At 54.6% G+C, this 26,614-nt stretch carries 23 protein-coding genes; 10 read left to right on the top strand and 13 right to left on the bottom strand.

Annotated elements, in window-relative coordinates; translation table 11 throughout:
* Positions 1 to 296: 296 nt before the first annotated feature.
* Positions 297 to 1,157, bottom strand: coding sequence for a DMT family transporter (locus tag ACDI13_RS04295; RefSeq protein ID WP_316990868.1), 861 nt, complete (start codon positions 1,155 to 1,157; stop codon positions 297 to 299).
* Positions 1,158 to 1,829: 672 nt separating this feature from the next.
* On the opposite strand from ACDI13_RS04295, the gene ACDI13_RS04290 reads away from it, so the two are divergent.
* From ACDI13_RS04290 to ACDI13_RS04275, 4 genes are all read left to right on the top strand, one after another.
* Positions 1,830 to 2,312, top strand: a complete 483-nt coding sequence (locus tag ACDI13_RS04290; protein WP_316990867.1) for an AmiS/UreI family transporter — start codon at positions 1,830 to 1,832, stop codon at positions 2,310 to 2,312.
* Positions 2,313 to 2,496: 184 nt separating this feature from the next.
* Entirely contained in the window at positions 2,497 to 3,600 is a 1,104-nt protein-coding gene (locus ACDI13_RS04285) for a transporter substrate-binding domain-containing protein (RefSeq protein WP_372373081.1), read from the top strand.
* Between the two features lie 3 nt (positions 3,601 to 3,603).
* Entirely contained in the window at positions 3,604 to 4,293 is a 690-nt protein-coding gene (locus ACDI13_RS04280) for an ANTAR domain-containing protein (RefSeq protein ID WP_316990865.1), read from the top strand.
* Positions 4,294 to 4,460: 167 nt separating this feature from the next.
* The gene (locus ACDI13_RS04275) at positions 4,461 to 4,883 is read left to right on the top strand and encodes a hypothetical protein (RefSeq protein WP_316990864.1); all 423 of its coding nucleotides are present in this window, start codon (positions 4,461 to 4,463) and stop codon (positions 4,881 to 4,883) included.
* A 2-nt stretch (positions 4,884 to 4,885) separates the two neighbouring features.
* On the opposite strand, the gene ACDI13_RS04270 is transcribed toward ACDI13_RS04275, so the two are convergent.
* The 3 genes from ACDI13_RS04270 to ACDI13_RS04260 are packed head-to-tail and all read right to left on the bottom strand — an operon-like array spanning position 4,886 to position 10,502.
* Positions 4,886 to 6,319, bottom strand: a complete 1,434-nt coding sequence (locus ACDI13_RS04270; RefSeq protein WP_316990863.1) for a TolC family protein — start codon at positions 6,317 to 6,319, stop codon at positions 4,886 to 4,888.
* Positions 6,316 to 9,432 carry a MexW/MexI family multidrug efflux RND transporter permease subunit gene (locus tag ACDI13_RS04265; RefSeq protein ID WP_316990862.1) on the bottom strand — a complete coding sequence of 1,039 codons (3,117 nt, stop codon included), beginning with the start codon at positions 9,430 to 9,432 and terminating at the stop codon, positions 6,316 to 6,318. Before ACDI13_RS04265 ends, ACDI13_RS04270 begins: the two co-directional genes overlap by 4 nt.
* On the bottom strand, positions 9,429 to 10,502 hold the full coding sequence (locus ACDI13_RS04260; RefSeq protein WP_316990861.1) for an efflux RND transporter periplasmic adaptor subunit: 1,074 nt from the start codon (positions 10,500 to 10,502) through the stop codon (positions 9,429 to 9,431). Before ACDI13_RS04260 ends, ACDI13_RS04265 begins: the two co-directional genes overlap by 4 nt.
* A 332-nt stretch (positions 10,503 to 10,834) precedes the next feature.
* Here ACDI13_RS04260 and soxR point away from each other — a divergent pair, with 332 nt between their 5' ends.
* Positions 10,835 to 11,311, top strand: coding sequence for a redox-sensitive transcriptional activator SoxR (gene soxR, locus ACDI13_RS04255; protein ID WP_316990860.1), 477 nt, complete (start codon positions 10,835 to 10,837; stop codon positions 11,309 to 11,311).
* Here the strand turns inward: soxR and ACDI13_RS04250 are convergent.
* The 5 genes from ACDI13_RS04250 to ACDI13_RS04230 all read right to left on the bottom strand — a co-directional run bounded on the left by ACDI13_RS04250 (position 11,308) and on the right by ACDI13_RS04230 (position 17,005).
* Positions 11,308 to 13,299, bottom strand: coding sequence for a choline BCCT transporter BetT (locus tag ACDI13_RS04250; RefSeq protein WP_316990859.1), 1,992 nt, complete (start codon positions 13,297 to 13,299; stop codon positions 11,308 to 11,310). The two genes, soxR and ACDI13_RS04250, sit on opposite strands and share 4 nt — an antisense overlap.
* A gap of 85 nt (positions 13,300 to 13,384) precedes the next feature.
* Positions 13,385 to 14,251, bottom strand: a complete 867-nt coding sequence (gene pdxK, locus ACDI13_RS04245) for a pyridoxine/pyridoxal/pyridoxamine kinase (RefSeq protein WP_316990858.1) — start codon at positions 14,249 to 14,251, stop codon at positions 13,385 to 13,387.
* Positions 14,248 to 14,970 carry a glutamine amidotransferase gene (locus ACDI13_RS04240; protein ID WP_316990857.1) on the bottom strand — a complete coding sequence of 241 codons (723 nt, stop codon included), beginning with the start codon at positions 14,968 to 14,970 and terminating at the stop codon, positions 14,248 to 14,250. The genes pdxK and ACDI13_RS04240 overlap by 4 nt, the downstream gene beginning before the upstream one ends.
* Before the next feature lie 32 nt (positions 14,971 to 15,002).
* Positions 15,003 to 16,055, bottom strand: a complete 1,053-nt coding sequence (locus tag ACDI13_RS04235) for a 2Fe-2S iron-sulfur cluster-binding protein (RefSeq protein WP_316990856.1) — start codon at positions 16,053 to 16,055, stop codon at positions 15,003 to 15,005.
* Positions 16,052 to 17,005: a diiron oxygenase gene (locus tag ACDI13_RS04230; protein ID WP_316990855.1), complete on the bottom strand. Its 954-nt coding sequence runs from the start codon at positions 17,003 to 17,005 to the stop codon at positions 16,052 to 16,054. The genes ACDI13_RS04235 and ACDI13_RS04230 overlap by 4 nt, the downstream gene beginning before the upstream one ends.
* Positions 17,006 to 17,178: 173 nt before the next feature.
* Between ACDI13_RS04230 and ACDI13_RS04225 the strand changes: the two genes are divergently transcribed.
* The gene (locus ACDI13_RS04225; protein WP_316990854.1) at positions 17,179 to 17,391 is read left to right on the top strand and encodes a hypothetical protein; all 213 of its coding nucleotides are present in this window, start codon (positions 17,179 to 17,181) and stop codon (positions 17,389 to 17,391) included.
* 275 nt (positions 17,392 to 17,666) lie between these two features.
* Positions 17,667 to 18,962: a serine hydroxymethyltransferase gene (gene glyA / locus ACDI13_RS04220; RefSeq protein WP_316990853.1), complete on the top strand. Its 1,296-nt coding sequence runs from the start codon at positions 17,667 to 17,669 to the stop codon at positions 18,960 to 18,962.
* A 12-nt stretch (positions 18,963 to 18,974) separates the two neighbouring features.
* Here the strand turns inward: glyA (ACDI13_RS04220) and ACDI13_RS04215 are convergent, their stop codons facing one another.
* Positions 18,975 to 20,480 (bottom strand): PLP-dependent aminotransferase family protein, encoded by a 1,506-nt coding sequence (locus ACDI13_RS04215; protein ID WP_316990852.1) that lies wholly within the window; start codon positions 20,478 to 20,480, stop codon positions 18,975 to 18,977.
* Between the two features lie 125 nt (positions 20,481 to 20,605).
* Between ACDI13_RS04215 and serC the strand changes: the two genes are divergently transcribed.
* The 3 genes from serC (at position 20,606) to ACDI13_RS04200 (ending at position 23,902) form a co-directional block, all read left to right on the top strand.
* Positions 20,606 to 21,688 (top strand): 3-phosphoserine/phosphohydroxythreonine transaminase, encoded by a 1,083-nt coding sequence (gene serC, locus ACDI13_RS04210; RefSeq protein WP_316990851.1) that lies wholly within the window; start codon positions 20,606 to 20,608, stop codon positions 21,686 to 21,688.
* Positions 21,689 to 21,761: 73 nt separating this feature from the next.
* Positions 21,762 to 23,051, top strand: a complete 1,290-nt coding sequence (glyA, locus tag ACDI13_RS04205) for a serine hydroxymethyltransferase (RefSeq protein ID WP_316990296.1) — start codon at positions 21,762 to 21,764, stop codon at positions 23,049 to 23,051.
* 53 nt (positions 23,052 to 23,104) lie between these two features.
* A complete protein-coding gene (locus ACDI13_RS04200) occupies positions 23,105 to 23,902 on the top strand; it encodes a DUF6216 family protein (RefSeq protein WP_316990297.1) in 798 nt (265 codons plus the stop codon).
* A 10-nt stretch (positions 23,903 to 23,912) separates the two neighbouring features.
* On the opposite strand, the gene queC is transcribed toward ACDI13_RS04200, so the two are convergent.
* The 3 genes from queC to ACDI13_RS04185 all read right to left on the bottom strand — a co-directional run bounded on the left by queC (position 23,913) and on the right by ACDI13_RS04185 (position 26,206).
* Complete coding sequence (queC, locus tag ACDI13_RS04195; RefSeq protein WP_316990298.1) at positions 23,913 to 24,626, bottom strand: 7-cyano-7-deazaguanine synthase QueC; 714 nt, start codon at positions 24,624 to 24,626, stop codon at positions 23,913 to 23,915.
* On the bottom strand, positions 24,623 to 25,297 hold the full coding sequence (locus tag ACDI13_RS04190) for a 7-cyano-7-deazaguanine/7-aminomethyl-7-deazaguanine transporter (RefSeq protein WP_316990299.1): 675 nt from the start codon (positions 25,295 to 25,297) through the stop codon (positions 24,623 to 24,625). The genes queC and ACDI13_RS04190 overlap by 4 nt, the downstream gene beginning before the upstream one ends.
* Before the next feature lie 243 nt (positions 25,298 to 25,540).
* Positions 25,541 to 26,206, bottom strand: coding sequence for a TetR/AcrR family transcriptional regulator (locus tag ACDI13_RS04185; protein WP_316990300.1), 666 nt, complete (start codon positions 26,204 to 26,206; stop codon positions 25,541 to 25,543).
* Positions 26,207 to 26,614 lie beyond the last annotated feature (408 nt).

Below are 26,614 nucleotides of genomic sequence, written 5' to 3'. Positions count from 1 at the left end.
GGGCCCTCTGCAGGGATTGGGCGGATCAGAGTACTTGCCGCGGTCAGGAGATAGCGTAGGGATGCAAGCACCCTGTTGTTTGACCGGGGCGCTTGTGGTTCGTCCGGGGGACGAACCACCCCGGGAGTTCAGGATGCGCCCGTAGCTATCTCCTGACAAGGGCACCGGTGCGAAGCACCGGCAAGTGCTCAGCCCAATCCCTGTAGAGGGCCCCAAGTGGTGGTTTCACTGAGACCGATCTCATCATTCAAAGACTGATTTCACTCTCTATGAAACCCCACTTACAAAAAGCAGACTTACGCCGCTTTCTTCCGTAATGTCAGCCACAGACCAGCCAAGATAGCTACCAGTCCCAACCCCGCGCGAGCCGCCAAGGTATTCCCCAGAACCAGGAAATCCAATCCGGCTGTCACCACAGGAACCAGATAAAACAGGCTAGTGACATTGACCAGATTCCCGCTGCGAATCATGCGATACAGCAATAACTGGGCCAGCACGGAAATCACCAGGCCAAGCCAAATAACAGGCCCCCAAAAGCCCAGCGTGTTCTCCCAGCGGATTTCCTGTCCTAACCCCAGGGACACCAGAGTAAACAAGCCCAGAGACAAGGAGTATTGCAAGGGCATCCCCTGCAACGCCCCCACAGGTTGACGCTTTTGAACAATTGTCCCGATGGTGATGCTCAACAAAGCAGCAATCGCAAACACCAGACCCATTACGGACAAGCGGCTGACAATCAGGCTTTGATACACCACCAGAATCAGCCCGGTCAACGACAGTGCCAAACCGGCTATACGGCTCAAAGAAAAACGCCGCTCGGTCAAAGCCAAGGTCAGAATCGGCTGTACCCCCAGGATCGTCGCCAGCAGACCCGGAGTGATTCCTTGAGCCAGGGTTTCAAAATAGAAAAAGGAATACAACCCAATCATCAGCAAACCGCTGATAGCCGGTAACAGACGTTGCCCTTTGGGCGGTAGCCAGCCGCCATTGAAGTGCCCCAGCATAATCACCATAGGCAGGGCGATGGCAAAACGCAGAATCAGCATGGCCATCACCGAGCCATGGTCCAAACCGATACGCGTGAAAATACCCGCGCTGCCCCAAAGCAGCACGAACAGGGCAATAGCACCCCCTTGGGCGCGAGAAGAAGAAGTCATGATGTTCTTTATCTGTCTAAATAAATTAGGTTTGTCTGCAAAGACATTCCAAGCGCATCAATGGCGCAGGAAAAGAGGTCTTAGGAGCAGACGCTGTAGACGCGTGTGTCGACGACGACGCCGGACACGACTGCGGCTTGATTGCCGACGCCCGGGGCGACGACAGTCAACAGCAAGACAGATGGAGGAGAGCCCGCCCGCAGCGACGCGGCCCGCGACAGGGGCAGAGTGCTTGGCAAAGAAGATGCGGGGCGGTTCATGAAATAAGAATCAGATCGTTAAATCGATGGAGCACTTTAGCATGAAATGTATTTGGGACGTCAATCGTCAGCCGCTAGGGTAATCGCTAGTACAGACGACAGACCTGGCTATGTAAGAATTGCACCGATCGCGATTTCAGATCGCTGCGACATTTCCGAATAGACACGACATCCGCTGCCAATGCTGCCAGCGCCGATGCCGGGCAAAAAGGCCCAGACCGGTTCAGTGCTTGAACCGGTCTGGGCCTTTTCGTTTGTCTGAAAGAAATCCGACCTCGTAATTAGGTCACAAACTATTCGGGGCCATGCTTGGCAGCAATACGCTATCGCAAAAATACAGAGCTCACGCAGCACCAGATGTTTCGGGTGCCAGCCAGGCCGGGATCGTCACCTTGTTTTGGAGGCTTATGCCATGTTGGGTGTTGCGCTTTTCTTTATTGGGGCTGTGCTGATTGTGAATGGTGTGGGTTTGACTGGACGTATCGAAAGTCGGGACCTGGCCCCCTTTAACTTGCTGGTGGGGCTGTTGGCCCTGTTCATCAATTTGTTGGGTCTGCAGCGCGGTGAGCAAATGGCGGATTACTTTGCCGTTGCTGGTGGGCTGCTGTTTGCCTTCACCTATCTGTATCTGGCCGTGGTGCAGTGGTATGGCTTGAAAGGAGTGGGCTTTGGCTGGTATTGCCTGTTTGTTGCCATCAGTGCGCTGGCCTTTGCGGGGTCTGCCAGCGATTCGCGTTTGATCGCCATGTGGCTTTTGTGGTCCAGCCTGTGGTTCCTGTTTTTTCTGGCTTTGGGACTGGGGCGGTCCTTGCGTATCTTGCCTGCGTATACCGTCGTGATCGGGGCCTTGACCTGCTGGTTGCCCGGCACCCTGATCATGATGGATGCCTGGTAGTTTTCATAGGCGTGCAAGCGTAGTGGGGAGCCAGAGTAACCCTGTCTTTTTGGAGTAAGCTGATGCTCGCTCGTCGTGTTTACCGGCAGGTTTGTCGACCTGCGCCCCTACCATGCTAGACAGGAGATGGACTTTGGCTCACAACGAACCCGTACGCGTCGGCGTTCTGTATTCTGCAACCGGCATGACCTCTACCATTGGTCAGTCGCAATGGCAGGGCACCAAGCTGGCGATTGAGGAAATCAACGAGGCCGGTGGCCTGCTGGGGCGCGAGCTGGTGGCGGTGTGCTACGACCCGGCGTCCAGGCCCGCTCTCTATGCTCAACAGGCCGAACGGCTGATTGTGCAGGACCGCGTCAATGTGATCTTTGGTTGCTATATGTCCAGCAGCCGCAAGGCCGTGATCCCGATTGTGGAGAAGTGGAACAAGCTGCTGTTTTACCCCACCTTGTACGAGGGCTTCGAGTTTTCGGGCAATGTGATTTACACCGGCGCCGCCCCGAATCAGAACAGTGTGCAACTGGCGCATTTCATGACCAGCAATTTCGGTGCGCGAGTCTACATGATTGGATCGGACTATATCTATCCTTACGAGTCCAACCGCATCATGCGCGAGCTGGTCATGCAGCATCCTGATAGCCAAGTGCTGGGCGAGCACTATCTGCCTCTGGACGCCAGCGAAGGCGATTACAGTCGGATCATGGACGACATACGCCAGAAGCAGCCGGACTTTATTTTCTCCACCGTGGTGGGGGACTCCACCGCCAATCTGTATCGAGCCTATGCCAATGCGGGCTTTAATCCGCAGACCATGCCCATTGCCAGCCTGACGACCTCCGAGGCCGAGATCGCGCAGATGGGGGCCGATATTGCCTGTGGGCATTTCACCGCTGCACCGTATTTTCAATCCATCGAGTCGGAGGTCAATGCGCGTTGCCTGGCCAGTTTGCGCAAGCGTTTTGGGGCCGACTGCCACCCGAATCTGTGCTGGGAAGCGGCCTATTCACAGATGCATTTGTTCGCCAATGCGTATCGGCAATCCGCCAGTGATGCGATCGGGGATTTGCTGCCCTATTTGCTGGGCAGTGAACTGGATGCGCCTCAGGGGCGGATCAAGATCGATCCCAATAATCACCATACGTGGCTTTACCCACGGATTGGACGCATCAATGCCGACGGCGAGTTTGTGATTGTGCGCCAGGCAACGCGCCCGGTCTCGCCCGACCCGTATCTGGTCACCCACTCCTTGGGTGACTGGACTGCCAAGCTGGATACTTTGGAGACATAAAGCGTGGCCAACTCCTCTTCCTACGGTGATGAGCCGGCAAACAAGCCCATGCGAACGCGGCATCGTTTTCCGCATGCCACCTCGCCGCAGCTCAAGGAACTGCGGCAATTGACGATGGTGGTCATGCATCCGGACGATAGCGATGGACGCTTGCTGACCCAACAACTACAGCGTATTGGGTGTTCGGTCCAGACGATCTGGCCTCCCACGCAAAACCTGCCTTCAGGAACGGATCTGGTCTTTCTGGCCGTGCAACCTGATCTTTTGCACCTGCGCCTGGACTGGGTCTGCGAGGAAGAGGCCCCCACGATTATTGCCGTGGTCAACTATGAGAACCCCACGATAGTTTCCGCTGTGCTGGATTTGAATATTCAGGCGATCCTGCCTGCACCGATTCGTTCTTTTGGCTTGTTGTCCACGGTGGTGCTGGCGCGCAAGTACCATAAGGAACTGCGCCAGCAACGTCGGCTAATCAGCAAGCTGCAAACCAAACTGATGGGGCAGCGGCATGTGGCGCAGGCCAAGACGATCTTGATGCGTACCCATCAGGTGTCCGAGGACCAGGCCTACGATCTGATCCGCGAACAGGCCATGAACAAACGCAGCACGATTGAAGATATTTCGATTGCCATTGTGAATGCCAGTGAGGTGCTGTCCCTAGGGCAGAAAGGTTCGTCCTTGCTGGGGAACTAGCCACGTTTTCTGGCTATTCTGATGGGCGGTGGGCAGCGAGAGCAGGCGTGGCGTACGTGAAGTAGTAGGAACAGGCTAGCTTGGTAAAGAAAAAGACAGAAACACTCCCTGTTTCTTTTCCTCCTACAATAGCGTTTTTCTAGAGTACTCCGCTGTCAGGCGTAGAGATGATGAGCAATCAGGCACATGAACCAGGCAGGCCGGTGACACAGGAGCAGCGCGCCGCCTGGGCGCAATTGCAAAAAGACCGCGATCAGCTTTACGAGCAATTAGAAACTCTGGAACGTGGTCACCTGGACTTGAGGAAATTCTTGCTCAAGGCCAAGCGCAATAATTGGATTGCCTGCACTTTAGTGGTGATATTTACCGCGCTTGGCTGGCTGCTGGATGCATCGGTCTGGCTGCGTTGGTATGTATTGCCGATTACATTTTTCTGCTGCGCCTTGTTGTGGTTTGGCGGAAAGCTGCTGGAGCGGCTGATGCAAAGCAAGCTTGCGAATCTATCCGAGTTTCTGCAACAGACGGATGCACAAATAGAAAAAGGGCGGCCTATCTTCGAGACAGACCACCCCCAAGCCAATCAACGCTGAAACTACTCCGTCGGACTCGGTGCCGCCACTCCCCAACCCAAAGCCTGATACAAGGCAATCACATTCAGGTACGAGCCGGTTTCGGCAATCGCCAGCTCTTGCCGGGTCTGGTTCAGGCTGCGCTGATTTTCCAGCACTTGCTGGTAGGCTCCGGCTCCCATTTCATAACGCGTCAAGGCACGCTCATGGGCATTTTCCAGATGTGACGCCGCTCGAGTCAGGCTAAGCAGGCTTTCCTGATGTTGAGTCAGCCTTTGCAAAGAGCCCTGAATTTCTTCCTGAGCTTGCAACAGCACTTGTTGATAGTGCAGGCGTGATTCATCAGCCACGGCTTCCATGCCACGTAAGCGCGCTCTGGCATGACCCAGGCGCAGGGCAGGCCATTGCATGGCGGGTGAGACATCGAAGGTGCGGGCAGCATGGCCCAGGTCGCTACCTCGCAAAGCAAAGAAGCCGATAAAGCCAGCCAGATCCAGGCGGGGGTACAGCTCGGCGGTGGCGGCGGCCACTTCGTGCGAACTGGCCAGGATTTCCTGCCGGGCGGCGCGTACGTCCGGCCGGTTGAACAGCATGGCGTTGACGTCCCCCAAAGGCAGGGATGCAGCTAAAGGTGCTTTGGCGCTAGGCAGCGGTGTATCAATGCTCTTGGCTTGTCCGCCGCTGAGTACCTGAATGCGCAAACGAGCCAGTTCCAGATCGCTGCGCAGTTGAGGTACCAGGGTGTTGGCTCGTTCCAGACCAGCCTGGGCATTGTCCAGATTCTCCGGCAGTTCCCGGCCCAGCGACACACCCGCCTGCACCAGCCTGATCGTATGTTCCCAACTGCGTACGTCGTCCTCAGCCAGCGCCAGTCGCCGTTGCAAACCTTGGGCTTGTACGTACTGACGTGCCAGTTCAGCCGCGATAGCCTGGCGAGTCAGATCCAGTTGGTCTGCACTGGCCTCGCTGCGAGCCTGGGCAGAACGAGCCAACTGTTCCAGACGACCAAACAGATCAATCTCCCACGTGGCCTGCATGCCCAGGCGCCAGTTTTCGCTAATGCCGTGGTCAATGGAGCCATCGGGCGCGGCAAACTGTGAACCGCTACGGTTGTAGCTGGCGTGGGCCGTGACAGCCGGCAGGCGGTCGTGCTGGCGCTCGTCGATCAGGGCGCGGGAGGCCCGCCAGCGGGCCTGTGCCTGGGCAATATCCAGGTTGTGATCCAGGGCCTTGGCAATCAGGGTGTCCAGTTGCGGGTCTTGCAGCAAGGTCCACCAGTTTTCGCGTTGCTCGGTGGCTTGAGCGAACTGACTGTTCCAGTTGGTGTCGGCCAAGCTTGGGGCGGTGGGAATGGAGGTGTCCAGCCCCACGGCGCAAGCGCTCAGGATCAGGCAGGGGATCATCAGTCGCAGAGCACGCGCCACAGGCGCTAGCCTGTTTGATAGTTGTGGCGTCATGATGCGTGTTCTCCAGTCGAAGGGCGCAGGGCTTGCGCCAAATCGCGCGCCCGCGGGGTGTCTGCTTGATGGGCGTGATCGCGCGCCAGCAAGGTATACAAAGTCGGCAAGATAAACAGGGTGAATACTGTGCCGATCAACATGCCCGAGACCAGCACCACACCCAGGCCAAAGCGGCTGTTAGCACCCGCACCGGAGGCAAACAGCAGAGGCACCAGACCAAAGACCATGGCTCCGGTTGTCATCAGCACAGGGCGCAAACGAATGCGGGCGGCCTGCAAGATGGCTTCGGTTTTTTTCAGACCCTCTTTGAATTGCAGCTCATTGGCAAACTCCACCATCAGAATGCCGTGCTTGCTGATCAGGCCGACCAGCGTTAACAGACCTATCTGGGTGTAGATGTTGAGCGTGCCAAACCCCAGGGCCAAAGGCAGCAGGGCGCCGCACAGGGACAAGGGCACCGTCACCAGAATGATGATGGGGTCCACCAGGCTTTCGTACTGCGCGGCCAGTACCAGATAAATCACCACCAGCGCGGCCAGGAAGGCCCACACCAGAGACTGACTTTCCTGGGTGAATTGGCGCGACTCGGATTGCCAGTCATGCGTAAAGCCTGCGGGCAATTGACGTGCGATGTCGTCCAGATAGCCCACTGCTTGCCCCAGCGTGACGCCCGGAGCGGGAATGGCTTGCAGCGTGGCCGAGTTTTGCTGGTTGAATTGGCGCAGGCTGTTCGGCTCCACTTCGCTGTGGATTTGAACCATGGTCGACAAGGGCACCAGCTCGCCATTGGCACTGCGTACAAACTGGCGTGTCAGGGCTTGAGCCGTCAGGCGCAGTTCACGCTGGCTTTGCGGAATGACGTCGTACGAGCGGCCATCCAGCGAGAAGCGGTTCAGGTAGTTCTCGCCCACCAGTACAGCCAAAGAGTCGGCAATATCACGCAGACTAATACCCATGCTGGCCGCTTTGCTGCGGTCAATTTCCACGCGGGAAACGGGCTTGTTGTAGTCCAGGTCGCTGTCCACCACCACAAACAATCCGCTTTCACGGGCTTGCTGTTTGACCCACTCCATCGTGTCGTACACCGTGCGGTAGTCGCCGGGGCTGCGCAGTACCAGTTGAACCGGCAGACCGCCGCTGGAACCGGGCAAGGGGGCAAGCTGGAAGGCGAAGATACTGCTGCCGGGAATCGCGCTGACGCGTCCTTGCAGTTCACCTTGTACGGCGCTGGCATCGCGGTCGCGCTTGCTCCAGTCCTTCAGGTTGATCCCGCCAAAGCTGGCGGCCGGGCCGTCTGTCCCCACAATCAACCAGGTGCTTTCGGTTTCGGCCACTTCACGATACGTGTCATCCAGCAGCTTGCCGTCGCGCTCGGCATAGGCCAGGTTGGCATTTTGCGGAGCTTTCACGGCGGTCAGCACGCTGGCCTGATCTTCAATGGGAGCCAGTTCGCTGTGCGTCATTTGATAGAGCACGGGCAGGCTGATAAAGACCAGCAAGGCCATAGCACCCGTAATCCAGCGATGGCGCAGGGAGCGGGCCAGCAATCGACCGTAGCGGGCAGACAGGCCACCAAAGAATCGCTCTGCCAGATGGGCCATGCGGCCCTCTTCTTGCTGTGAGGGCAGTAGCAAGGAACTCATCACTGGGGACAAGGTCAGGGCCACCACACCGGATACCAGTACAGCACCGGCCAGGGTCAGGGCAAACTCTTTGAACAGTGCTCCAGTCAGGCCACCCATCAGACCAATTGGGGCATAAACTGCAGCCAGCGTCAGGGTCATGGCGATTACTGGGCCGGCCACTTCTCGGGCACCTAGCAAGGCGGCCACCACGGGCGAACGCCCGGCAGCAATATGACGGTGTACGTTTTCAACCACCACAATCGCATCGTCCACCACCAATCCGATAGCCAGCACCATGGCCAGCAAGGTCAGCAAGTTGATGCTGAAACCAAAGGCCAGCATCAAGGCGGCGGCTCCCAACATGGACAAGGGAATGGTGGCCAGGGGAATCAGCACACTGCGGAAGGAACCCAGGCACAGGTAAATCACCAGTACCACGATAATCATGGCTTCGGTCAGGGCCTTCAGTACTTCATCAATTGAGGCTTGAATGAAGCGGGCGGTTTCAAAAGCCAGGGCCACTTCTACGCCGGGTGGCAAGGTCGCCTCAATAGCGGGCAGGCGATCTCGAATGCCTTCCACAATGCGCAAGGGATTGCCGCCGGGAGTGGGGAACAAACCCAGGTGAATGGCAGGCAGACCATCCATCAAGGCGCTGGTTTCTGTTGCCGCTGCCCCCAGCTCCACCTTGCCTATGTCTCGCAGTCGTACCAACGAGGTGCCGTCCTCTCGCACGATCAGGTCCTGAAATTCAGCTACGCTGGTCAGGTCCGAGTTGAGCTGAATATTGCTCAAGACATGCTGGCCTTTGACCATGCCGGGAGCGGCCTGATAGTTGTTGGCGCGTACAGCCTGGGCAATATCGGCCGCTGTCAGACCATAGCCAGCCATGCGGTCCGAATCCAGCCACAGCCTCATGGCCAGTTTTTGACCGCCAAAGGTTTGGATCTTTGCTACACCATCAATGGTGGAGAACATGGGTTCCACCACGCGGGACAAATAATCGTTCAGTTCCGGGATGGAAATCGACGTCGTGGAAAAGCCCACATAGGCCACGGCGGTGGAGTCCCCGGAAGAGCGTTCCACAACCGGGTCATACGCACCTTCCGGCAGGCGATAGCGCACCTGGCTGACCTTGCTCATGACTTCGGTCAGGGCCTGGGTGGAGTCGCGGTTCAGTTCCATGCGCAAGGTCACGACACTGCGGCTTTGTACGGAGTGGGAGGACAGATAATCCACCCCTTCCACCGAGGCCAGTGCCTGAGCAATGGGTTGAGTGACAAAGCCTTGCATCAGTTGTGCAGAGGCGCCGGGATACTCGGTGGTAATCGTGATGGTGGAATTCTCCAGCAGGGGATACTGCCGGATGGGCAGCTTGTCCAGAGAGAACAGCCCCAACATCAGGAGCAAAGCACTGACCACCAGAGCAAGGACCGGCCGACGTACGAACAAGTCGGTAAAGCCGGGACGGGAGGTGGTGTTCATACGGACTCCTTGTCCTTGGCGGTCTGTACCGTGGAGCCGTCCTGAATCTTGATCTGGCCGGCGCTGACCACCTTGTCGCCTTCTTGCAGGCCATCAATGATCTCGACACGCTCATCCCATTGCTCGCCGGTTTGTACCGCCACGCGTTTGACCTGCCACAGACCCTGATCCGTGGGGGAGGCCACAAAAACAGTCTGGCCATAGGCGGTGTAGGTCAATGCGGTTTCGGGTACGGTCAGTACGGGTGCTTCGGCGGGGCGCTTCAACTGAGCTCGCGCATACATTCCTGCTTTCAGGCGATTGTCCGGGTTGGGCAGCAGGGCTTGCAGGCGCACCGTGCGCGAATCACCGATCAAAGGGTCGATGGCGCTGATGCTTGCCTGAAAGTTCTCGTCCGGCCAGGCGTCGACCTGTACTTGCAGCGTTTGGCCCACGTTCAAGTCAGGCAGGCTTTGCTCGGGGACGGTCAGGTTCACACGCAGTTGGCTGTCATCAACCAGGCTGGCAATCGCTTGACCGGGTTGCAGGTAGTGGCCCCGGTGCAGGCTGGTGATACCGATGCGGCCCGAGAAGGGAGCGGCAATCTGTTTCAAGGCCAGTTCAGCGCGCTGGTACTGCAGTTGGGCCTGGGCCACCGCGTGATCAGCCTGGGCTTGATCCAGTTGCTCCTGAGTGGCGGCTTGCTGCTCTTTCAGCTTGCGTACGCGCGTCAGTTGAATAGCCGTCTGTTTGACTTGCGCCTGTTCGCGGCGCACGCTGGCTTGTTCCAGTTCGTCATTCAGCAAGACCAGAGGCTGACCGGCTCTGACTGGCTGTCCGGAAGTGAAATCAATCTTGCGAATGCGGCCGCTGGTCTCTGCACTGAGCAGCACTTGTTGCCAGGCTTCCAGTACACCGACGGCATGTAAAAGGCGAGGGGCGATTTGGGACTCGACGCTGGATAGCTCGACGACGGCAGGTGGGTAGGCTCCCCCTGCTTGAGCTTCTTGTGAAGCTGGCAACAAGCGCCAGCCTATGGCCAATACACCGGCCAGAACGGGAATCATGATCCAAGTACGGCGCGAACTCATGCTGCTTGACCTCCTGTGGGGCAAGAGGGCCACAGGGGCTGTCTGTTCGGAAGCGTCCAGCCGAATCGTTGATCGCTTTGCGTCCAGTCTTCGGGTTTGAAATGGATGGCCGCGACAAGCGGTTTGCGGGCTTGTGTTTCCAGGGCAGCGGTGATTGCGCTCAGACCAAGCAAGGACTGCTGCAACCATGACAGAGGTCTGGCAAACGTAATCCAAATGAGGGAAGGCATGGCAGGTTCCTGTGACAACAAAGAGGCAGCCGACATGGCTTGCCTTAATTAGGTACCTGGACTATAAAACCTCAAGTTAACTTGAGGTCAAGGAGTGCGGGAGTGGCAAAAACAGTGGATTTCACGCGTGCATTGACGGTGGGAGAGGTGGCTAAACGCAGTGGCGTACCTGTCTCTACCGTGCATTTTTATGAAGCGAAAGGTTTGATTGCCAGTACCCGCAACAGTGGTAACCAGCGTCGTTTCGACTCGGTGGTTTTACGCTACATTGCGATCATCAAAGTGGCGCAGCGTACGGGAATTCCTTTGGAAGAAATCCACGAGGTCTTGCGGGGCTTGCCACCGGGTAGCAGACCGTCCAGCCAACAATGGCGGGCCATGTCCAGCCGCTGGCAAGCCAGTTTGAATGATCGTATTGAGCAGTTGACGCGACTGCGTGATGAGCTGACCCACTGCATTGGCTGTGGGTGCTTGTCCATGAGTGAATGTCCCTTGCGTAATCCGGCCGATATCCTGGGCCAGCAAGGGCCCGGCCCCCAGATTCTGGAAAGAAAGCTGGAGGCCGGATCAGAGGTTTAGGTCGGGTCGGGCGATTGCGCGTACAGGGCTGTCGCCTCGGAGGTGACTAATGCCTGATAGCGTTCAAAGTGGTTCAGGATATCGTTAATGACCTGGCTGGAGGACAAACCCATCAGGTCATAACCCCGGCTGCCGTCGGCAAAAACCGTGCGCACCTGCCATTCCTGAGGGCGAGCCTGCTCGTTGCGGGCAGCGGCTGCCGTAAAGCTGGCAACCCGACGGGCACGCAATTCCACGCCATAGACGAAGTTGCGCTGGTTATCCGCTTGAATCGTCAGTTGAGCGGTATCGGGATCGCTGGTTTCAAGGCTGACATTCAGATTGCGTTTACCCAGCTCGTCGGCCACTGCCTGTAATGCGGGAATGACGGTCTCGCCCATAAAGCGACGGGCATCACGCTGGTTAGGCGTATGCAAGATGGTCGAGAGGCGACGACGCCAGGACACTTCCGAACCGGGTGCCGGGCCGGACATGGGGCTTTGGCGACGCAGACGTGACATATCTGCTTTCATACCCTTGAACAGTCCCAGTATCAGCAAAAAGACGATCACTGCAAAAGGTAGGGCGCTGACCAGCGTGACGGTTTGCAGTGCGGTCAGACCACCGGCCAACAACAGCAAGGCGGCGGCGACACCCTCCAGCGTGCACCAGTAGATCCGTTGCCATACGGGGGCGTCTTCTACGCCACCGGCTGCCAGTGTGTCGATCACCAGGGAGCCAGAGTCTGCTGAGGTGATAAAGAAAATGGTAACCAGCAGTACAGCCAGAGCCGAGGTGACGCCAGGCCAGGGTAGGTACTCAAAAAACTCGAACAAGGCGACCGAGGCGTTATTGGCTGCTTCTTGGGCCAGTTGGCCAGCCGCAACTCCCATATCCAGAAAAATGGCTGTGTTACCAAACACGGTCATCCAGAAAAAGGTGAACACGGTGGGAACCAGCAAGACACCCAGGACGAATTCACGCACAGTACGACCGCGCGAGATGCGGGCGATGAACATGCCGACAAAGGGCGACCACGCAATCCACCAGGCCCAGTAAAACAGGGTCCAGGCTTTCATCCAGCTCTGCTCTCGGAATGCTTGTGTACTGAATGAACGTGCGAAAAAGTTATCCAGATATCCGCCAATATTCTGTACAAAAGCATTCATTAAAAAGGAGGTGGGGCCAACAGTCAGCACAAACAGCATCAGACACACGGCAACCAGCAGATTCAGCTCGGAAAGGCGCCGAATGCCCACATCCAGGCCGCTGATCACGGATAAGGTCGCCAGGGCGGTGACACCGATAATGAGTGAGATCTGTAGCCAAGTCGCTTGCGGCCAGCCAAACAGGTATTCAAGCCCTGCGTTGATCTGTAAAACACCGAGACCCATGGAGGTTGCGATACCAAACAAGGTGCCGCAGACAGCAAAAATATCAACGCTGTCACCAATCCAGCCCTCGATGCGCTTGCCAAACAGTGGGTAAAGGCCCGAGCGAATCGTCAGCGGTAGGTTGTAACGAAAACAAAAATAGGCCAGCGACAGCCCGACCACGGCATAGACGGCCCAGGCATGTACCCCCCAGTGAAAGAAGGTGATGATCTGTGCCTGATGGGCTGATGTGGTTGTGCTGGCCAGCCCTGATGGCGGGGCCGAGAAGTGCTGTAGCGGTTCGGCCACGGCAAAAAACATCAAGCCAATACCCATTCCGGCGGCAAACAGCATGGCCATCCAGGTCAGGTAAGGGTAGTCAGGCTCAGAGTCATCCGGCCCTAACTTCAAATTGCCATAGCGGCTTAAGGCCAGATACACCACCGCAAAGAAAAATAAAGCGACGGCAAGGATGTAGAACCAGCCGAAGCTTTTGATGACCCAGTCTTGTAACTGTTCAAAAATAAGTGCGGCGTCTTTAGGGAAAATGATCCCGATCAGTAGGAAAATCAGGACGATAAAGGTAGATCCCCAGAACACCCGTGGATGTAGCGTGCTTCTAAAAGGCAGCCCCATGTCATGCTCCGTTTGTAACTAAGAGGGCACAGCTTAACGAGAACGGCTGACAGTTGAAAGCCTTGTTAGATTAAGAAATATTTGCTCAGGCTCGGAAAGGATCTATTGGCAAAATTAATTCCTGGTGTCCGGCCTGTCGTGTCAGCTCCAATTGGTGCAGCACACTGGCACTGGCTGTATGCACAGCAGAGTGCAGGTCTGCACCCAATATCAGATGAGCCAGCAAGGTGGCGGCAAACAGGTCGCCGGTGCCTTTGGCGGCACAGCCGACGCGCGGGTGACTAAGCAGCGTATCGGCACGCGGCTCTTTGCGAGATAGTAATAATTTGATTTGGCCATCTTGCCAGGATTGGGGGGCGGCACTGGTGGCAATGACCCATTCGGTACGGCCGCTTAACAAGGCGTGAGCTGCGCTTGAACTGGCCTGAATCGTGTCGCATGACTGTTGAGACAGCAAGGACAACTCGTAGTTATTGGGCGTCAAGCCCGTGGCCAGCGGTAGTAATGTTTCGTGATAGGCGGGAATCAAGGCGGGGTCTACATAGACGCCTACGTCCAGATCGCCAATGACCGGGTCCACAATGACCAGAATGTCCGGGTGCTCGTGCAGCAACGCTTTTAACCAGCGCGCAATGATGACAGCTTGATTGGCGCTGCCCAGGTAACCAATCAGGACAGCGCGTACCTTGTCGAGTGCGCCACGCAAAACCAGATCGTCCAGAAAACCCTGTAGCCATTCATCGGGTACGGCACCACCGTGTACCGTGGGGTATTGCGGGTTGTTGCTAAGCAACACGGTGGGAACGGTAGCTACTTTAAAGCCGTGTCTACGTAAAGTCGGGCCGGCAACGTTGTTGCCTACCCGACCGTAGACGACTTGGGACTGAATCGAAACGACATCCACATGGTAGGGATGTCGTTCACGATCAACAAACGTTACAGCAGGGTTCATGCCGCACAATCAGCGGAACTGGCTTGTTTAAGTTGGCTGAGCCAGTTGGTCAGGACTGTACCCGCAGCGGCGTGCAGGCGTTTTTGTACCGCCATGGCTTCCAGACGCAGCATTTGTGGGTCGATATCAGCTTGTCCCAGTTCGTTGGCATGACCAACCAGCCAACGCTCTAGTTTGCTGGTGTCGGCTTCCAGGTGAAACTGCAGGCCCAAGACCTGGGTTCCAAAGGAGAAGGCCTGGTTGGGGCCCACATCCGTGCTGGCCAGGTGAATGGCGCCATCAGGAATGTCGAACTGATCCCCGTGCCAGTGCAAGACAGGAATACCATTAATAGCGGCCAGGGGCGATTCTTTGCCCGCTTCCGTCAGCTTCAAGGGGGAGAAACCGATTTCTTTCACACCCAGTGGGTATACATTGGCTCCCAGGGTACGTGCAATCAGTTGTGCGCCCAGACAAATGCCCAGCAGGGGTTTGCCAGCCAGCAAGAATTTGTTGATCAGCTCCAGCTCTTCGGAGAGGAATGGGTAAATCTTTTCGTCGTAGGCGCCAATTGGCCCGCCCAATACAACCAGCAGGTCAGCGTCCTGTTCACCCACGTGACGCAGTGACTCGACGGAAGGGTCAATGTATTGAACTTGGTAGCCCTGTTCGATCAGAACAGGTTCCAGTGTGCCCAAGTCTTCAAAATGGATATGACGCAGTGCGATGACTTTCTTCATAAGGGGGTCTTTTAATCCAGGTGGTAAGGATGTCAGCTCGTGGTGCCAATGTCTACATTCATGGCACCCGATAGGGGAAAGGTGCAACATGCCAGTGCATGGCCCTGTGCCTTGTCCTGATCGCTCAGGCAAAAGTCCGGCTCAGAGCGGTACTCGCCCTCCGATATCTGTACTCGGCAAGCGCCACATATGCCTGAACGGCATTGACTGCGAATAGGTACATCGGCGGCTTCCAGCATTTCCAGCAAACTACTGCCCGGCTCGGGCGAGAGCGTTTGCCCTGTGCTGCGTACATTGAGTTGCAAGGGGGCGCTGCCTGCTTCAGGCAGGATTTCCACACCTGTTTTGGCCGGAGGGGAAAAGGCCTCAATCAACATATGCGAGATGGGGTGCGCCTGAATGGTGTATTCGCGCAAAGCCTGGGCAAAGCCATGGCTGCCGCAAATCACCACGGCCTGCGGGTCTTTCAACTGTTCCATATTTTCAAAAGAAGGGCGTCCCACTTTGAAATGCGCGCTTTCACGGATTTTTTCTTGCGTGACAAATACCGTCAGTGTGAACCAACTGGTGCTCAGATCCAGTTGCAGCAGTTCGTGCAAGAAGGGAATGTCGGCAATACGAGCAATACTGAGCAGCAAATGTACTTGTGGTACTGGCAAGCCATCCTGGGCTCGCGCCGCCAATTCACGCAGCAAGGCAATGGGCAGGGTAATGCCAATGCCGCCTGCGATCATGGCGATACGCTCATAACCCACAATAGAGTTCACCGAAATATCACCCGCTACATATTGCAAAGGCACACTCATGCCCTCGCGCAAGGTGGCGTGCAAATGATCGGAGACACTATTGCGGCCTGAACCTTTCACGGCAATTTCAATCAGGTCTGGATCAGCCATACGGGTGATCGAGTACATACGCTGTTGAATGGTGCCGCCGGTATCAGGGTAGCTCAGGGCGACATGCTTGCCCGCCTGCAAGGCGCTTAGAAAATCAAAGTGACCACTTTGCACCCGCAGCGTGAAGACTTTGACATTCCCGGCCTCGGGGCGAACAGTCTCGCAGCGCGCCTGAATCATGGCTGTCATTGCAGCGCCTCCTGTTGCTCTGCTTCGGGCTGGGCTTTACCAGATTTGCTGTTCAAGCCAATGCGCTCGATCAGGCTTTCAACTGAACCGGTGTACACGCCAATTTCGTTGGAGTCGCCCGTATCGTGCAGGATGTCACGAGCGTTGGGGAAGTTCACCATCGAAAAGACTTTTTCCCAGGCCCCCATTTCATTGTTGGCGAACATTTCCACAGTGCGCAAAATGGTGGCACGCATGTGTTCACGTTCTTTCTGGCTCAGGCCGTGAATGATGTCGGAGGCGACAAAGCTGAACACGCTGGAGTGGCTCCACTCGTCCATGGCATGGGTGCGAGTGACCTCATGGCACACGGTCTGGATACTCTTGTCCTCGGCCATGGTTTTCAAATAGTCGGTAATCAGGGTCTCGGACGCGCAGGCAATGGCAAAGCGGGTCAGGCGGCGTTCGGATTCGGAGCTGCACTGGCTCAGGATGTCATTGCGCCATTGCACCAGGTTGAAGTTGGTGAAATCCAGCGGCTGCAGGCCGCGCATGGAATAGATGTAGTTGCACGCCATAATCGACATGCGTGTGTGCAGAGCCTCGTCCAGCAAGGCCTGGGACATGACATCTTGCAGCAGATTGCGGTTGGAGCTTGGGGGCGGGGTTTTGATGATGTCTTCGCAAGAAGGGGTAACCACGTTGCATTCAACGTAAATGGTTTTAAGGTTGTAAATACCCCAGGCATAGGACAAGCACTGCGATTTCAATTCTTCGGGTGCTTCCAACCAGGCTTGATGCTCACGGAAAGGCAACAGGCATTCGCTGAAATCGGCCTTGTTGGGGTCGAACGCCAGATTGTTGTAATCCGGCAGCTCCTGATTGACAGCGGCCCGATTTTTCCAAAGAACAGACAGCTTTTGCAGCATATTACGTACGGCGTCATCAGTTTCGTAGCTTTTGGTTGTCATTTCAAACTTCCTTGCTGTTGATTGCGATCTGTTCAAAATGAATAGATCGTTTCTGTATATCGCCTATCTCTATTTCCAAATGGAAATCCGCAGGCTTAAAAGGATTTGCTTGACCTTAAGAACAAGACCCAAAAAAAAACCGTTATTGGGTCTTTCAAGTCTTGGGGATCAGCATGGTTGAACTGCCTTTAAAGCAATGGCCTTTCCTATGGTCGTGGGAAAATGGGAGTCGTTCTGACGTGTGCGGATTAAAAAGTGATAATCTGCTTGAGCGTTTAGAAATATGGCTGTTGAGTATTCGTTGGCTGCATTCTAATGATCCTATGACAATAAATGACAGACCATTTCAAAGTTATATGGCAGACCACTTGCAAATTGAAAATTAAGATTTTTTCTAATTCCCTACTAAAGTAATCGGAATTGGCTTTTGATCTGTGTTTCAGCGGATTTTGGATTGTTTATGTTTTAAATTTTTATTTAAATAACAATAATAAAAAGTGGTCTGGTGAATAAGTTTTTATTGGACTGTTTAATAGGTGGAAAAACGGACTAGGATGTGTGTTTTTCGCCCTTGGAACTATCGTGCCAGGGGTGGGGTTTTCTCTCGTGCCTAAAAAAAGCCACGATTGCAAAAGTAGCCAATCTTTAAACAGGAACTCCCATGAAGAGTCTTGCCGGTGGCGACACCCCCCACCTGCCTCTGGTGGGTTCGCAATTTCTACAGCAAAGTGATCGCAATCTTTGGGACATCATCGAGGCCGAGCGGGGGCGGCAACAACACACCATCGAGTTGATCGCTTCCGAGAATTATTTGAGCCGAGCCGTCTTGGATGTACAGGGTTCCTTGCTTAGCAACAAGCAGGCGCAGGGTTATCCTGGACAGCGGATTTACGGTGGGTGTGAACAAGCCGATCAGACTGAAGAGCTGGCTATCGAGCGGGCTAAAGCAGTCTTTGGGGCCGCCTATGCCAACGTGCAGGCACACTCGGGCAGTCAGGCCAATCTAGCGGTATATCTAGCCTTGCTCTCGCCGGGCGACACGATTCTGGCGCTGGATCAAAGTGCGGGTGGGCACCTTAGTCACGGTTCGCGTTTCAATGTGTCCGGACGCTGGTTTCAGACTTGCTCGTATGGCGTGGATCGTCAGACTCAATGGGTGGATATGGATGAAGTGCGCGCTCTGGCTCACAAGGAGCGGCCACGGCTGATCATTGCCGGAGGGTCGTCCTATTCGCGCACGCCGAATTTTGCCGAATTCAGACATATCGCCAACGAGATCAACGCTTATTTAATGGTGGATTTAGCGCATAGCGCAGGTCTGGTCGCAGCGGGCCTGATGGACTCGCCGGTCAAACATGCACACGTCACCACTTTTTCCACACACGGCACCTTACGTGGCCCGCGTGGCGGCATTATTCTGAGCAATGAACCCAAGTTGGCCGAACGCTTGAGCCAAGGCGTGTATCCAGGCTTGCAGGGTGGACCTTTGCTGAACATTCTGGCTGCTAAGGCAGTCGCTTTTGGGGAGGCAATGAGCCCATCCTATAAAGCCTACGCCCAGTCCGTCATCAACAATGCCCGCAGCTTGTGCCGTCGCTTGTCCGAGGGGGGGTTGACGGTGGTGTCAGGGGGAACAGACTGTCACTTTGGTGTGGTGGATCTGCGCCCTTGGGATTTGTCAGGTCCCTTGGTGGAGCAGGTGCTGGCTCAGTTAGGCATTAGTTTGAGCAAGCACCGGGTGCCTTATGAGCAAGACAATGCGGCGTATTCAGGCGTGCGTGTGGGCAGTGCAGCCTGTACCACACGAGGTCTGGGCGAGGACGACTTCAAAGAGATTGGCGACATGATTCTGGCCTTGCTGGGCGGTGTGCGCAGTGGCTCGCGTAACCCACGCACCGAGAATGCCATTCTGGAAGGGGTCGCCGACCTGAACCGGCGATACCCCTTGATGTATTGATACTCAGCAGCTCTAGCCTTTCCCCTGGCGTAGAGCGTTGGCCAGACGCAACATGGCTGATTCGATTTCATAAGCGGTCAGAGACGCGTAGCCCAGTAGCCAGCCTTGTTGTTGCTCTTCACCCATGTACAGGCGACTCAAGCCGGGTAGTTGGACGCCCGCACTTAAGGCGCGGCGCAAGGTGTGCTCTTCTGACCAGCCCGGCTCCAGAAAGCAGGGGATTTGTAAACCACCCTCAGGTCGGGCTGCGCGGACAATGCCTTGCAAGTGCTGCTCGATTGCTTCCAGCATGATCTCCCGCCGCCCGGCATAGAGCTTGCGCATGGCGCGGATATGCGAGTTGTAATGCCCGTCTTCCATAAAGCGCGCCAGGGTTAGCTGCAGGATTTGTGGCGTGTGGCCGTCCATGATGCTGCGGGCTTGGGTAAAGGGTTTGACCAGCTCGGGCGGCAAGGCCATATAGCCCATGCGCAGTCCTGGATACAGGGTTTTGCTGAAGGTGCCCAGGTAGATGGTGCGTTGGTATTTATCCAGACCCTGTACGCATGCCGTGGGTAGCCCGTCGTAATGAAACTCGCTGTCGTAGTCGTCTTCCATAATCCAGCGGCCATTTTCTGCTGCCCAGTGTATGAGTTCCAGACGACGCTCCAGGGACATGGTGGCCCCGGTGGGATACTGGTGCGAGGGCGTCACATAAATACAGTTTGCACCGCTGCGATCTTCATTCAGTAAATCGGTGCGCAAACCTTGTTCGTCTACACCAATCGGTACCACACGGGCCTCGGCAGCTTCAAAGGCTTTGCGGGCGCCGAAGTAGCCGGGGTTTTCCACCAGAATGGGTTTGCCAGCATCGACCAGCAATTGTGCGCACAGGAACAGGGCTTGGCGTGTGCTGCTCAGAATCAAAATTTGATCGGCAGAGACTTTGGCGCCACGCTCCAGATTCAGGTACACAGCGATGGCTTTGCGCAGGCATTCAGTGCCTTGCGGATCGCCGTGCAGCAGGATGTTGGCCCGATAGTCTTTCATGGCCTGACGTTGCAGGCGCTCCCACACATCGGTGGGGAAGTTGCGGGTTTCCGGCAAACCCGTGGCAAAAGCCTTGATGGTTTGTTGATCGGCAATGCCGCCACTTTCAAACACGGCGCGACCCCGGCGGCTTAAACCTGTGCCGGGTTCCATCACGCTGCGTTTCAGATCCTGGGCTTTGATGCGACGGTAGGCACTGCCGCGCAGCTCGGTGCCGACCGATTCAGAAACATAGCTGCCTGAGCCTTCACGTCGCACAATAAAACCGTCGCGATGCAGCTGAACATAGGCGTTTTCAACAGTGTCGCGGGCCATGCCCAGGGACTTGGCCAGGGAGCGTGTAGCAGGTAGCTTGACCCCGGGACCTAGAGCACCATCCAGAATCAATGCCCGTAAGGCACGCTGAATGCGCTGATGAAGATCCAGGGATTGAAGTTCGGCATCGTTAAGACGCATCTTCAAGGTGTCCAGTTCAAACGAACGCGTCATGCGGTCTGCTCCAGGGAAGATTAATGGTCTGACTAGTCAGACCATTGTGCTCGTAGACTTGATTGTCATTGCCGAAACAGGGGGGCCTGTTTCGGCGTTCAGGTTTGTACAGGATCTCAACAAGTATGTCCCGACCCTTTAATTTCAGTGCAGGGCCCAGTGCCTTGCCGATGGATGTTCTATTGCAAGTACGAGATGAGCTGCTTGATTTCGCCGGCACAGGGGTTTCTGTGATGGAAATCAGTCATCGTTCTCAGCCTTTCATGGATTTTGCCCACCGTACTGAGGCCGCTGTACGTCGTGTTCTGGCCGTGCCATCGGATTATCACGTCTTGCTCCTGCAAGGAGGGTCGTATCTGCAGTTTTCTCAAATTCCGATGAACTTGCTTCATCAAAAAAACACAGCGGACTATATACATACAGGGCTATGGTCGGAACAAGCCGCCAATGCTGCCGGGCAATATGGGCAAGTAAGAATCATAGCGAGTTCTTATGAAACTGGATTTGATCGTATCCCGGAAATTAATGAATCTAATATTAATCTGGATGCTGCGTATTTGCATTACACAGAGAATGAAACGGCACAGGGCTTGCAATTTTCAACACCACCTGTTTCACCTATTCCATTGGTATGTGATGCGTGCTCCAGCCTGATGTCAAAACCGCTTGATATCTCAGCCCACGATTTGATTTACGCCTCAGCCCAGAAAAACATGGGTATTGCTGGTGTGACAATGGTATTGCTGAATCCTGCTATTTTAGACAAGCCTTTAGCTGGTACGCCACAGGTGTTGGATTTTTCCATGCAGGCAAAAAAGCAATCCTTGTTCAATACGCCGTCTACTTTTTCCTGGTATGTATTGGGTTTGACGCTGGAGTGGATTGAACGGGTAGGTGGAATAGACGTGTTGTACGAAATAAATCAGAAAAAAGCACAACATCTCTATGATGTTATTGATAAAAGTAATGGTTTTTATATCAATAACGTGTGGTCTGCCTATCGATCCATCAATAATGTGCCGTTTCATATTGCTGAAACGGCTTTGGATGATTTGTTTGCGAAAGAAGCGCAGAAAAATGGTTTTCACGGTTTGAAGGGGCATCAATCAACGGGAGGCTGGCGCGCCAGTATCTACAACGCCGTCACCTTGGACGCGGTGCAGGCCTTGGGAGCGTTCATGCGCGAGTTCGAGCGCACGCACGGTTAGGGCGTGCGTCTGCTTTGCAAGGCGGCCAAGCAAGTAGCCGCGACGTGGGTAGAAATTTTTTTAAGGAAAAGCGATGTACGACAACACACTCAGCCTGGCTGAATTCGACAAGGAATTGGCTCAGGCCATTCAGGGCGAAGAAAGCCGTCAGGAAGATCACGTAGAACTGATTGCCTCGGAAAACTATGCCAGCCCTTTGGTTATGCAGGTTCAGAACTCCGTGTTTACCAACAAATACGCCGAGGGTTATCCGGACAAGCGTTACTACGCCGGTTGTGAATTTGTGGACGTAGCCGAACGTCTGGCTATCGAGCGTCTGAAAGCTGTGTTCGATTGTGATTACGCCAACGTACAGCCTCATGCTGGAGCGCAGGCTAATACTGCTGTATTTCTGGCTTTGCTCAAACCGGGCGATACGGTGATGGGGATGAACCTGGCTCAGGGGGGGCACCTGACCCACGGTAACCCCATCAATATTTCCGGGCGTCTTTACAACATTGTTCCTTACGGAGTGGATACCCAAACCGGGCTGATCGATTACGACGAAATGGAGCGCATTGCTATCGAGACCAAGCCCAAAATGCTGATTGGTGGTTTCTCGGCCTATTCCCGTGTGAAGGATTGGGCGCGTATGCGACAGATCGCCGACAAGGTCGGTGCCTGGTTCTGGGTGGATATGGCGCACGTAGCTGGTCTGGTGGCGGCGGGCGAATACCCCAGCCCCTTGCCATACGCCCATGTAGTCACCAGCACAACGCACAAAACCCTGCGCGGTCCACGTGGTGGCGTGATCATGGCTAAAGGGCAAAGCGAAGATTTCTACAAACGCCTGAATTCCGCTGTATTCCCAGGCGTGCAAGGCGGCCCCTTGATGCACTTGATTGCGGCCAAAGCCATTGCTTTCAAAGAGGCTTTGCAGCCGGAATTCCGTACCTATCAGCAAAACGTGGTGCGTAATGCCCGCGCCATGGCGGCGGTACTGATGCAGCGTGGTCACAACATCGTGTCAGGCGGGACGGATAACCACATGATGCTGATCAACTTGTCGGCCAAGCCCTACACCGGGCAAGAGGCCAGCGATGCCTTGGCAGATGTCTACATTACTGTGAACAAGAACTCCGTGCCCAACGATCCCCGATCACCCATGGTGACCTCGGGTATCCGTATCGGAACGCCGGCTGTAACAACACGTGGCTTTACGGTGGAGGACTGCGAGCAGCTGGCGCATTACTTGTGTGATGTGCTTGATGCCTATGAGGCTGGCACTTTAGATAAGGTCAAGCACGAGATCCGCGAAAAAATTGTGAGCTTGTGCCGAAGCTATCCGGTGTATCAAGTGCAGACGGAGCCAGCGCAGCTGTGATTTGATTGATTTTTTTATAGGAGCCCAGCCACTTTGGTGGTTGGGTTTTTTTTATGGTTAACTTAATTTCTTCTTCTTTAACTTATTTTTCTTCTTTGCTTGCTGTTGTTGTGTTCTTTTTTTCAGTTGCTTATCTTAAATATAAAGGAGCGTACTTTATTTTCTTTAATAAAATTTGGTCTTCTTTTCATAGGGAAGAGTTTTATGATTCATTTCTTGAGTCTGAAAGAAAAAATTGCTTGGACTTAGAAAGGTTCAAGGCAATGTACTCTATCGAGGGTGTGAGTTGTCCTAGGGATACCAATAGAGCAGTCAAATGGTCACGTTCTTTATCTATCCCATTAAAAAATATGGGTAAAGCAGGCCGTTGGGTAAAGTGGGGTGAGTGTAAGGTAAGCAAACCTACTGCTGATCGTGTGATTTTCACCACTCTAGGGTTTGCTTTTTTGTTGTTCCTTTCTACACCCTTCGCTATCTTGACTTTTAATTCTGAGGCAATAATTAAATTTGATGAAAGTGATGTTTGGGTGTGGCAAGGGGAGCAGGGTTTGAGATCTTTCTTGAAGTATGGCGATGAGCGTTGGTTTTTTGATGTTTCACTTTGTTTAAGTGGTGTTTCTGATGAGACTAAGCCTCTTTCTTTGAGTGATCTGGAAAGCGTTTGTGAGGCGGTTGAGTCTGGGGGCTATTTTAGTCAGTTGGAGTCGACGGTGACACTTCAAAGGTATTTTGCGGGTCCATTTTTAATTTATTTCTTGTTTTTTATCATGCTTGTAATTAAGGAGTTATTGTCTTTACAGGCGGCAGTGACACTGTATCGCGAGGTCCCAGCCGCCTATCGTATTGAGTAACTACGTAATATCAGCCCCTCAACTTCCAATCCCCATACCCTTTAGCCCGCAGCTCACAAGCCGGGCATTGCCCACAGCCATATCCCCAGTCATGCAGCGTTTCTCGCACATTCTGGTAGCAGGTATGGCTGTCTTCCTGGATCAGTTTCACTAAAGCATCCGAGCCCAACTGGTGGGCCAGTTCCCAGGTATCTGCTTTATCCAGCCACATCAATGGTGTTTCCACGGTCAGCGGGCGCTCGATCCCCAGGCTCAATGCCACTTGCAGTGTTTTTAGCGTGTTGTCGCGACAGTCTGGGTAGCCCGAGTAGTCGGTTTCAGACATGCCGCCAACCAGTGTATCCAGGCCACGGCGGTAAGCCAGAGCGCCAGCCAGAGTAAAGAACAGCAGGTTGCGACCGGGCACAAAGGTATTGGGCAGACCGTCTTTCTGCATGGCAATTGTCATGGATTCGGTCATGGCGCTGCCGCCTATCTGAGCCAGGACGCTGGCATCGAGCACATGGTCTTGCCCCAGGCGCTCTGCCCAGTGCGGGAACTGCTGGCAGAGCTTGTTGCGGAGTGTCTGTCGACACTGCAGTTCCGCATGGTTGCGCTGGCCGTAGTCAAAGCCCACGGTTTCTACAAAGGCAAAGCGGTCCAGGGCCCAGGCCAGGCAGGTGGCGGAGTCTTGTCCGCCTGAAAATAAAACCAGTGCCCGGCGGCGAGCAGTGTGCGGTTTCATGCTTTGACCTGCGCGGTGCTTAGGGTGCGGCGTTTCATCGTATTGATCAGAGAATTGAGCAGCACACCATACATAGGTACAAACAGCAGCAGGCTGACGCCCAGCTTGATGACGTAATCGACGATGGCAATCTCGCCCCAGTGCTCGGCCATGAAGGGATTGCTACTGCGCCAGAAGGCGATGCCGAAAAAGGCCAAGGTATCCAGAGCCTGGCCAAAGACGGAGGCGGCGGCTGGAGCAACCCACCATTGCTTGTAGTCGCGACGGATGCGGTCAAAGACCTGAACATCCAGTAATTGCCCCAAAACGTAGGCGGCAAAACTGGCCACGGCAATACGAAATACAAAGCTGTTGAACTCGCCTAGCGTCTGCAAACCATTGAACTGGCCTTCATGAAAGAGCACGGAGACTACATAAGAGGCGATCAGGGCTGGAAACATGGCGCGGGTAATCACGCGGCGTGCTTCGGACTTGCCCATCAAACGGACGGTCAGATCGGTAGCCAGAAAAACAAAGGGAAAGCTAAAGGCTCCCCAGGTGCTATGAAAGCCGAATAGTTCAATAGGAAGTTGAACCAGATAATTGCTGGCAATCACAATAAAAATGTGAAAGGCAATCAGAAGTCGCACGTAGAACGACAGCCGTGAAGACGGCACAGTAGGCAGAGTCATGTCTGGACCTTTTTGGTGGATGGGGTGAGGGAACCCATTGAAAATGGACTGCAACCGACAATTGTACGAGTAGTTGCGGTTCAAGGGAATAATTGGTGGCCACAAGTGTAGCGCGCCGCTCGGCTGTGCTTATACGTCAGGCTTGATGAGGCTTATGGCCTACAACACAAGAGGCCTTGCATGCCAATCAAGCCTGCTTGCCCATGCCATTAGCCTGATTGCCTGATGTCACGGGGGGCGTGCTCAGGCAGACACGGGTTGCAGACACTCTATTAATAAGCGTTTGTGCAAGAGGCGGACTTCCTCAAAGGGCACAGGCGAGTGTTGCGGGCCTAGAACCAGCAAAACCATTAACCACATCAGGGAAGGGGAGGCCGCCTGGAGGTAGTCCGAGGAGCTCACATCGGGGCGGATAAGCCCTCGTTGGATGCCCAGTTGAAAAAAAGCCTGGTTGGCCGTGTAGTTCTGCTCCAAGAGTTGTTGTCCCCAATACTGGGCCAGATCAGGGACACGACCGCTTTCGGTCATCAACAGTCTGAACATGGCTTGCACGTCCGGGCTGGACAGGCGTTCATAGAGTTGCTTGAGGTATGCGTCTACAAGACAGGAAAGGGTGTCTGCCTCGCAGGTATCGGGAAGCTCAAAGGTGTTGTTCTCGGGGGGCAGGAGCGTGCAGTGGAGCATGTCCTCGAATACGTCATCTTTGCTGTTGTAGTGGGCGTAAATTCCGGACTTGGAAATTCCAGCGCGGGCGGCGATGCGCTCAAGCGAAGTTCCCAAAAAACCCCGGTGGGAAAACTCGTCAAAAGCGGCCTTCAGGATTTCTCGCTTGCGCTCGGCCGAGGGCAGGTAACGTCGCTTGTTTGTGCTTTCGTTTTTATGAGGCTTATTTGGGTGCGTGACTGTCATGTCATCCTGTGTGGATGGGCAAGATATGGGGCCTGCAGTATATCAGGCTGCTTGTTCCAGGCGGATGGTAAACCAGGTTGAATGAGAGGCGGTGCTTTGCTTGTTTTGTCACATAGTTGCAGAAATAATGGTTCTGTTCTGTGTTTGGGTAGCCACTGGTTTCATTGAAATGCCGTGTTTTGTTTTCTAAAATTTTTTAAAACATTTATTTGTTTTTGACTGGCTTTCATTTCCTTATTTCATAAAAGTCACGGTATAACAAAAAATGGGGTTCAAGCTGACGGTTTTTTATCTGTCATGAACTTGATCTAACGCAAAGGTTTTTTATCGCTCTTTATTAAAAGGCCTGCATGCAAAAGGTTTAGATGTAAACTGGTGTACTATTAAAAAGACTAAGTAGTCGTATCT

The organism is Alcaligenes faecalis, from assembly GCF_041521385.1.
Classification (GTDB): domain Bacteria; phylum Pseudomonadota; class Gammaproteobacteria; order Burkholderiales; family Burkholderiaceae_B; genus Alcaligenes; species Alcaligenes faecalis_E.
The sequence above is the reverse complement of the archived record's forward strand: the minus strand, read 5'-3'. Positions and strand labels throughout refer to the sequence as shown.

What these genes read in the sequence shown, in the direction of transcription:
- ACDI13_RS04200 (WP_316990297.1), top strand. Translation starts at nt 23,105, where the DNA reads ATGGTTAACTTAATTTCTTCTTCTTTAACTTATTTTTCTTCTTTGCTT.
- ACDI13_RS04225 (WP_316990854.1), top strand. Translation starts at nt 17,179, where the DNA reads ATGGTTGAACTGCCTTTAAAGCAATGGCCTTTCCTATGGTCGTGGGAA.
- ACDI13_RS04235 (WP_316990856.1), bottom strand. Translation starts at nt 16,055, where the DNA reads ATGACAGCCATGATTCAGGCGCGCTGCGAGACTGTTCGCCCCGAGGCC.
- ACDI13_RS04285 (WP_372373081.1), top strand. Translation starts at nt 2,497, where the DNA reads ATGACCTCTACCATTGGTCAGTCGCAATGGCAGGGCACCAAGCTGGCG.
- glyA (WP_316990853.1), top strand. Translation starts at nt 17,667, where the DNA reads ATGAAGAGTCTTGCCGGTGGCGACACCCCCCACCTGCCTCTGGTGGGT.
- ACDI13_RS04185 (WP_316990300.1), bottom strand. Translation starts at nt 26,206, where the DNA reads ATGACAGTCACGCACCCAAATAAGCCTCATAAAAACGAAAGCACAAAC.
- ACDI13_RS04290 (WP_316990867.1), top strand. Translation starts at nt 1,830, where the DNA reads ATGTTGGGTGTTGCGCTTTTCTTTATTGGGGCTGTGCTGATTGTGAAT.
- ACDI13_RS04215 (WP_316990852.1), bottom strand. Translation starts at nt 20,480, where the DNA reads ATGACGCGTTCGTTTGAACTGGACACCTTGAAGATGCGTCTTAACGAT.
- pdxK (WP_316990858.1), bottom strand. Translation starts at nt 14,251, where the DNA reads ATGAACCCTGCTGTAACGTTTGTTGATCGTGAACGACATCCCTACCAT.
- ACDI13_RS04230 (WP_316990855.1), bottom strand. Translation starts at nt 17,005, where the DNA reads ATGACAACCAAAAGCTACGAAACTGATGACGCCGTACGTAATATGCTG.
- queC (WP_316990298.1), bottom strand. Translation starts at nt 24,626, where the DNA reads ATGAAACCGCACACTGCTCGCCGCCGGGCACTGGTTTTATTTTCAGGC.
- serC (WP_316990851.1), top strand. Translation starts at nt 20,606, where the DNA reads ATGTCCCGACCCTTTAATTTCAGTGCAGGGCCCAGTGCCTTGCCGATG.
- ACDI13_RS04265 (WP_316990862.1), bottom strand. Translation starts at nt 9,432, where the DNA reads ATGAACACCACCTCCCGTCCCGGCTTTACCGACTTGTTCGTACGTCGG.
- ACDI13_RS04295 (WP_316990868.1), bottom strand. Translation starts at nt 1,157, where the DNA reads ATGACTTCTTCTTCTCGCGCCCAAGGGGGTGCTATTGCCCTGTTCGTG.
- ACDI13_RS04275 (WP_316990864.1), top strand. Translation starts at nt 4,461, where the DNA reads ATGATGAGCAATCAGGCACATGAACCAGGCAGGCCGGTGACACAGGAG.
- ACDI13_RS04240 (WP_316990857.1), bottom strand. Translation starts at nt 14,970, where the DNA reads ATGAAGAAAGTCATCGCACTGCGTCATATCCATTTTGAAGACTTGGGC.
- ACDI13_RS04250 (WP_316990859.1), bottom strand. Translation starts at nt 13,299, where the DNA reads ATGGGGCTGCCTTTTAGAAGCACGCTACATCCACGGGTGTTCTGGGGA.
- ACDI13_RS04190 (WP_316990299.1), bottom strand. Translation starts at nt 25,297, where the DNA reads ATGACTCTGCCTACTGTGCCGTCTTCACGGCTGTCGTTCTACGTGCGA.
- ACDI13_RS04260 (WP_316990861.1), bottom strand. Translation starts at nt 10,502, where the DNA reads ATGAGTTCGCGCCGTACTTGGATCATGATTCCCGTTCTGGCCGGTGTA.
- glyA (WP_316990296.1), top strand. Translation starts at nt 21,762, where the DNA reads ATGTACGACAACACACTCAGCCTGGCTGAATTCGACAAGGAATTGGCT.
- ACDI13_RS04270 (WP_316990863.1), bottom strand. Translation starts at nt 6,319, where the DNA reads ATGACGCCACAACTATCAAACAGGCTAGCGCCTGTGGCGCGTGCTCTG.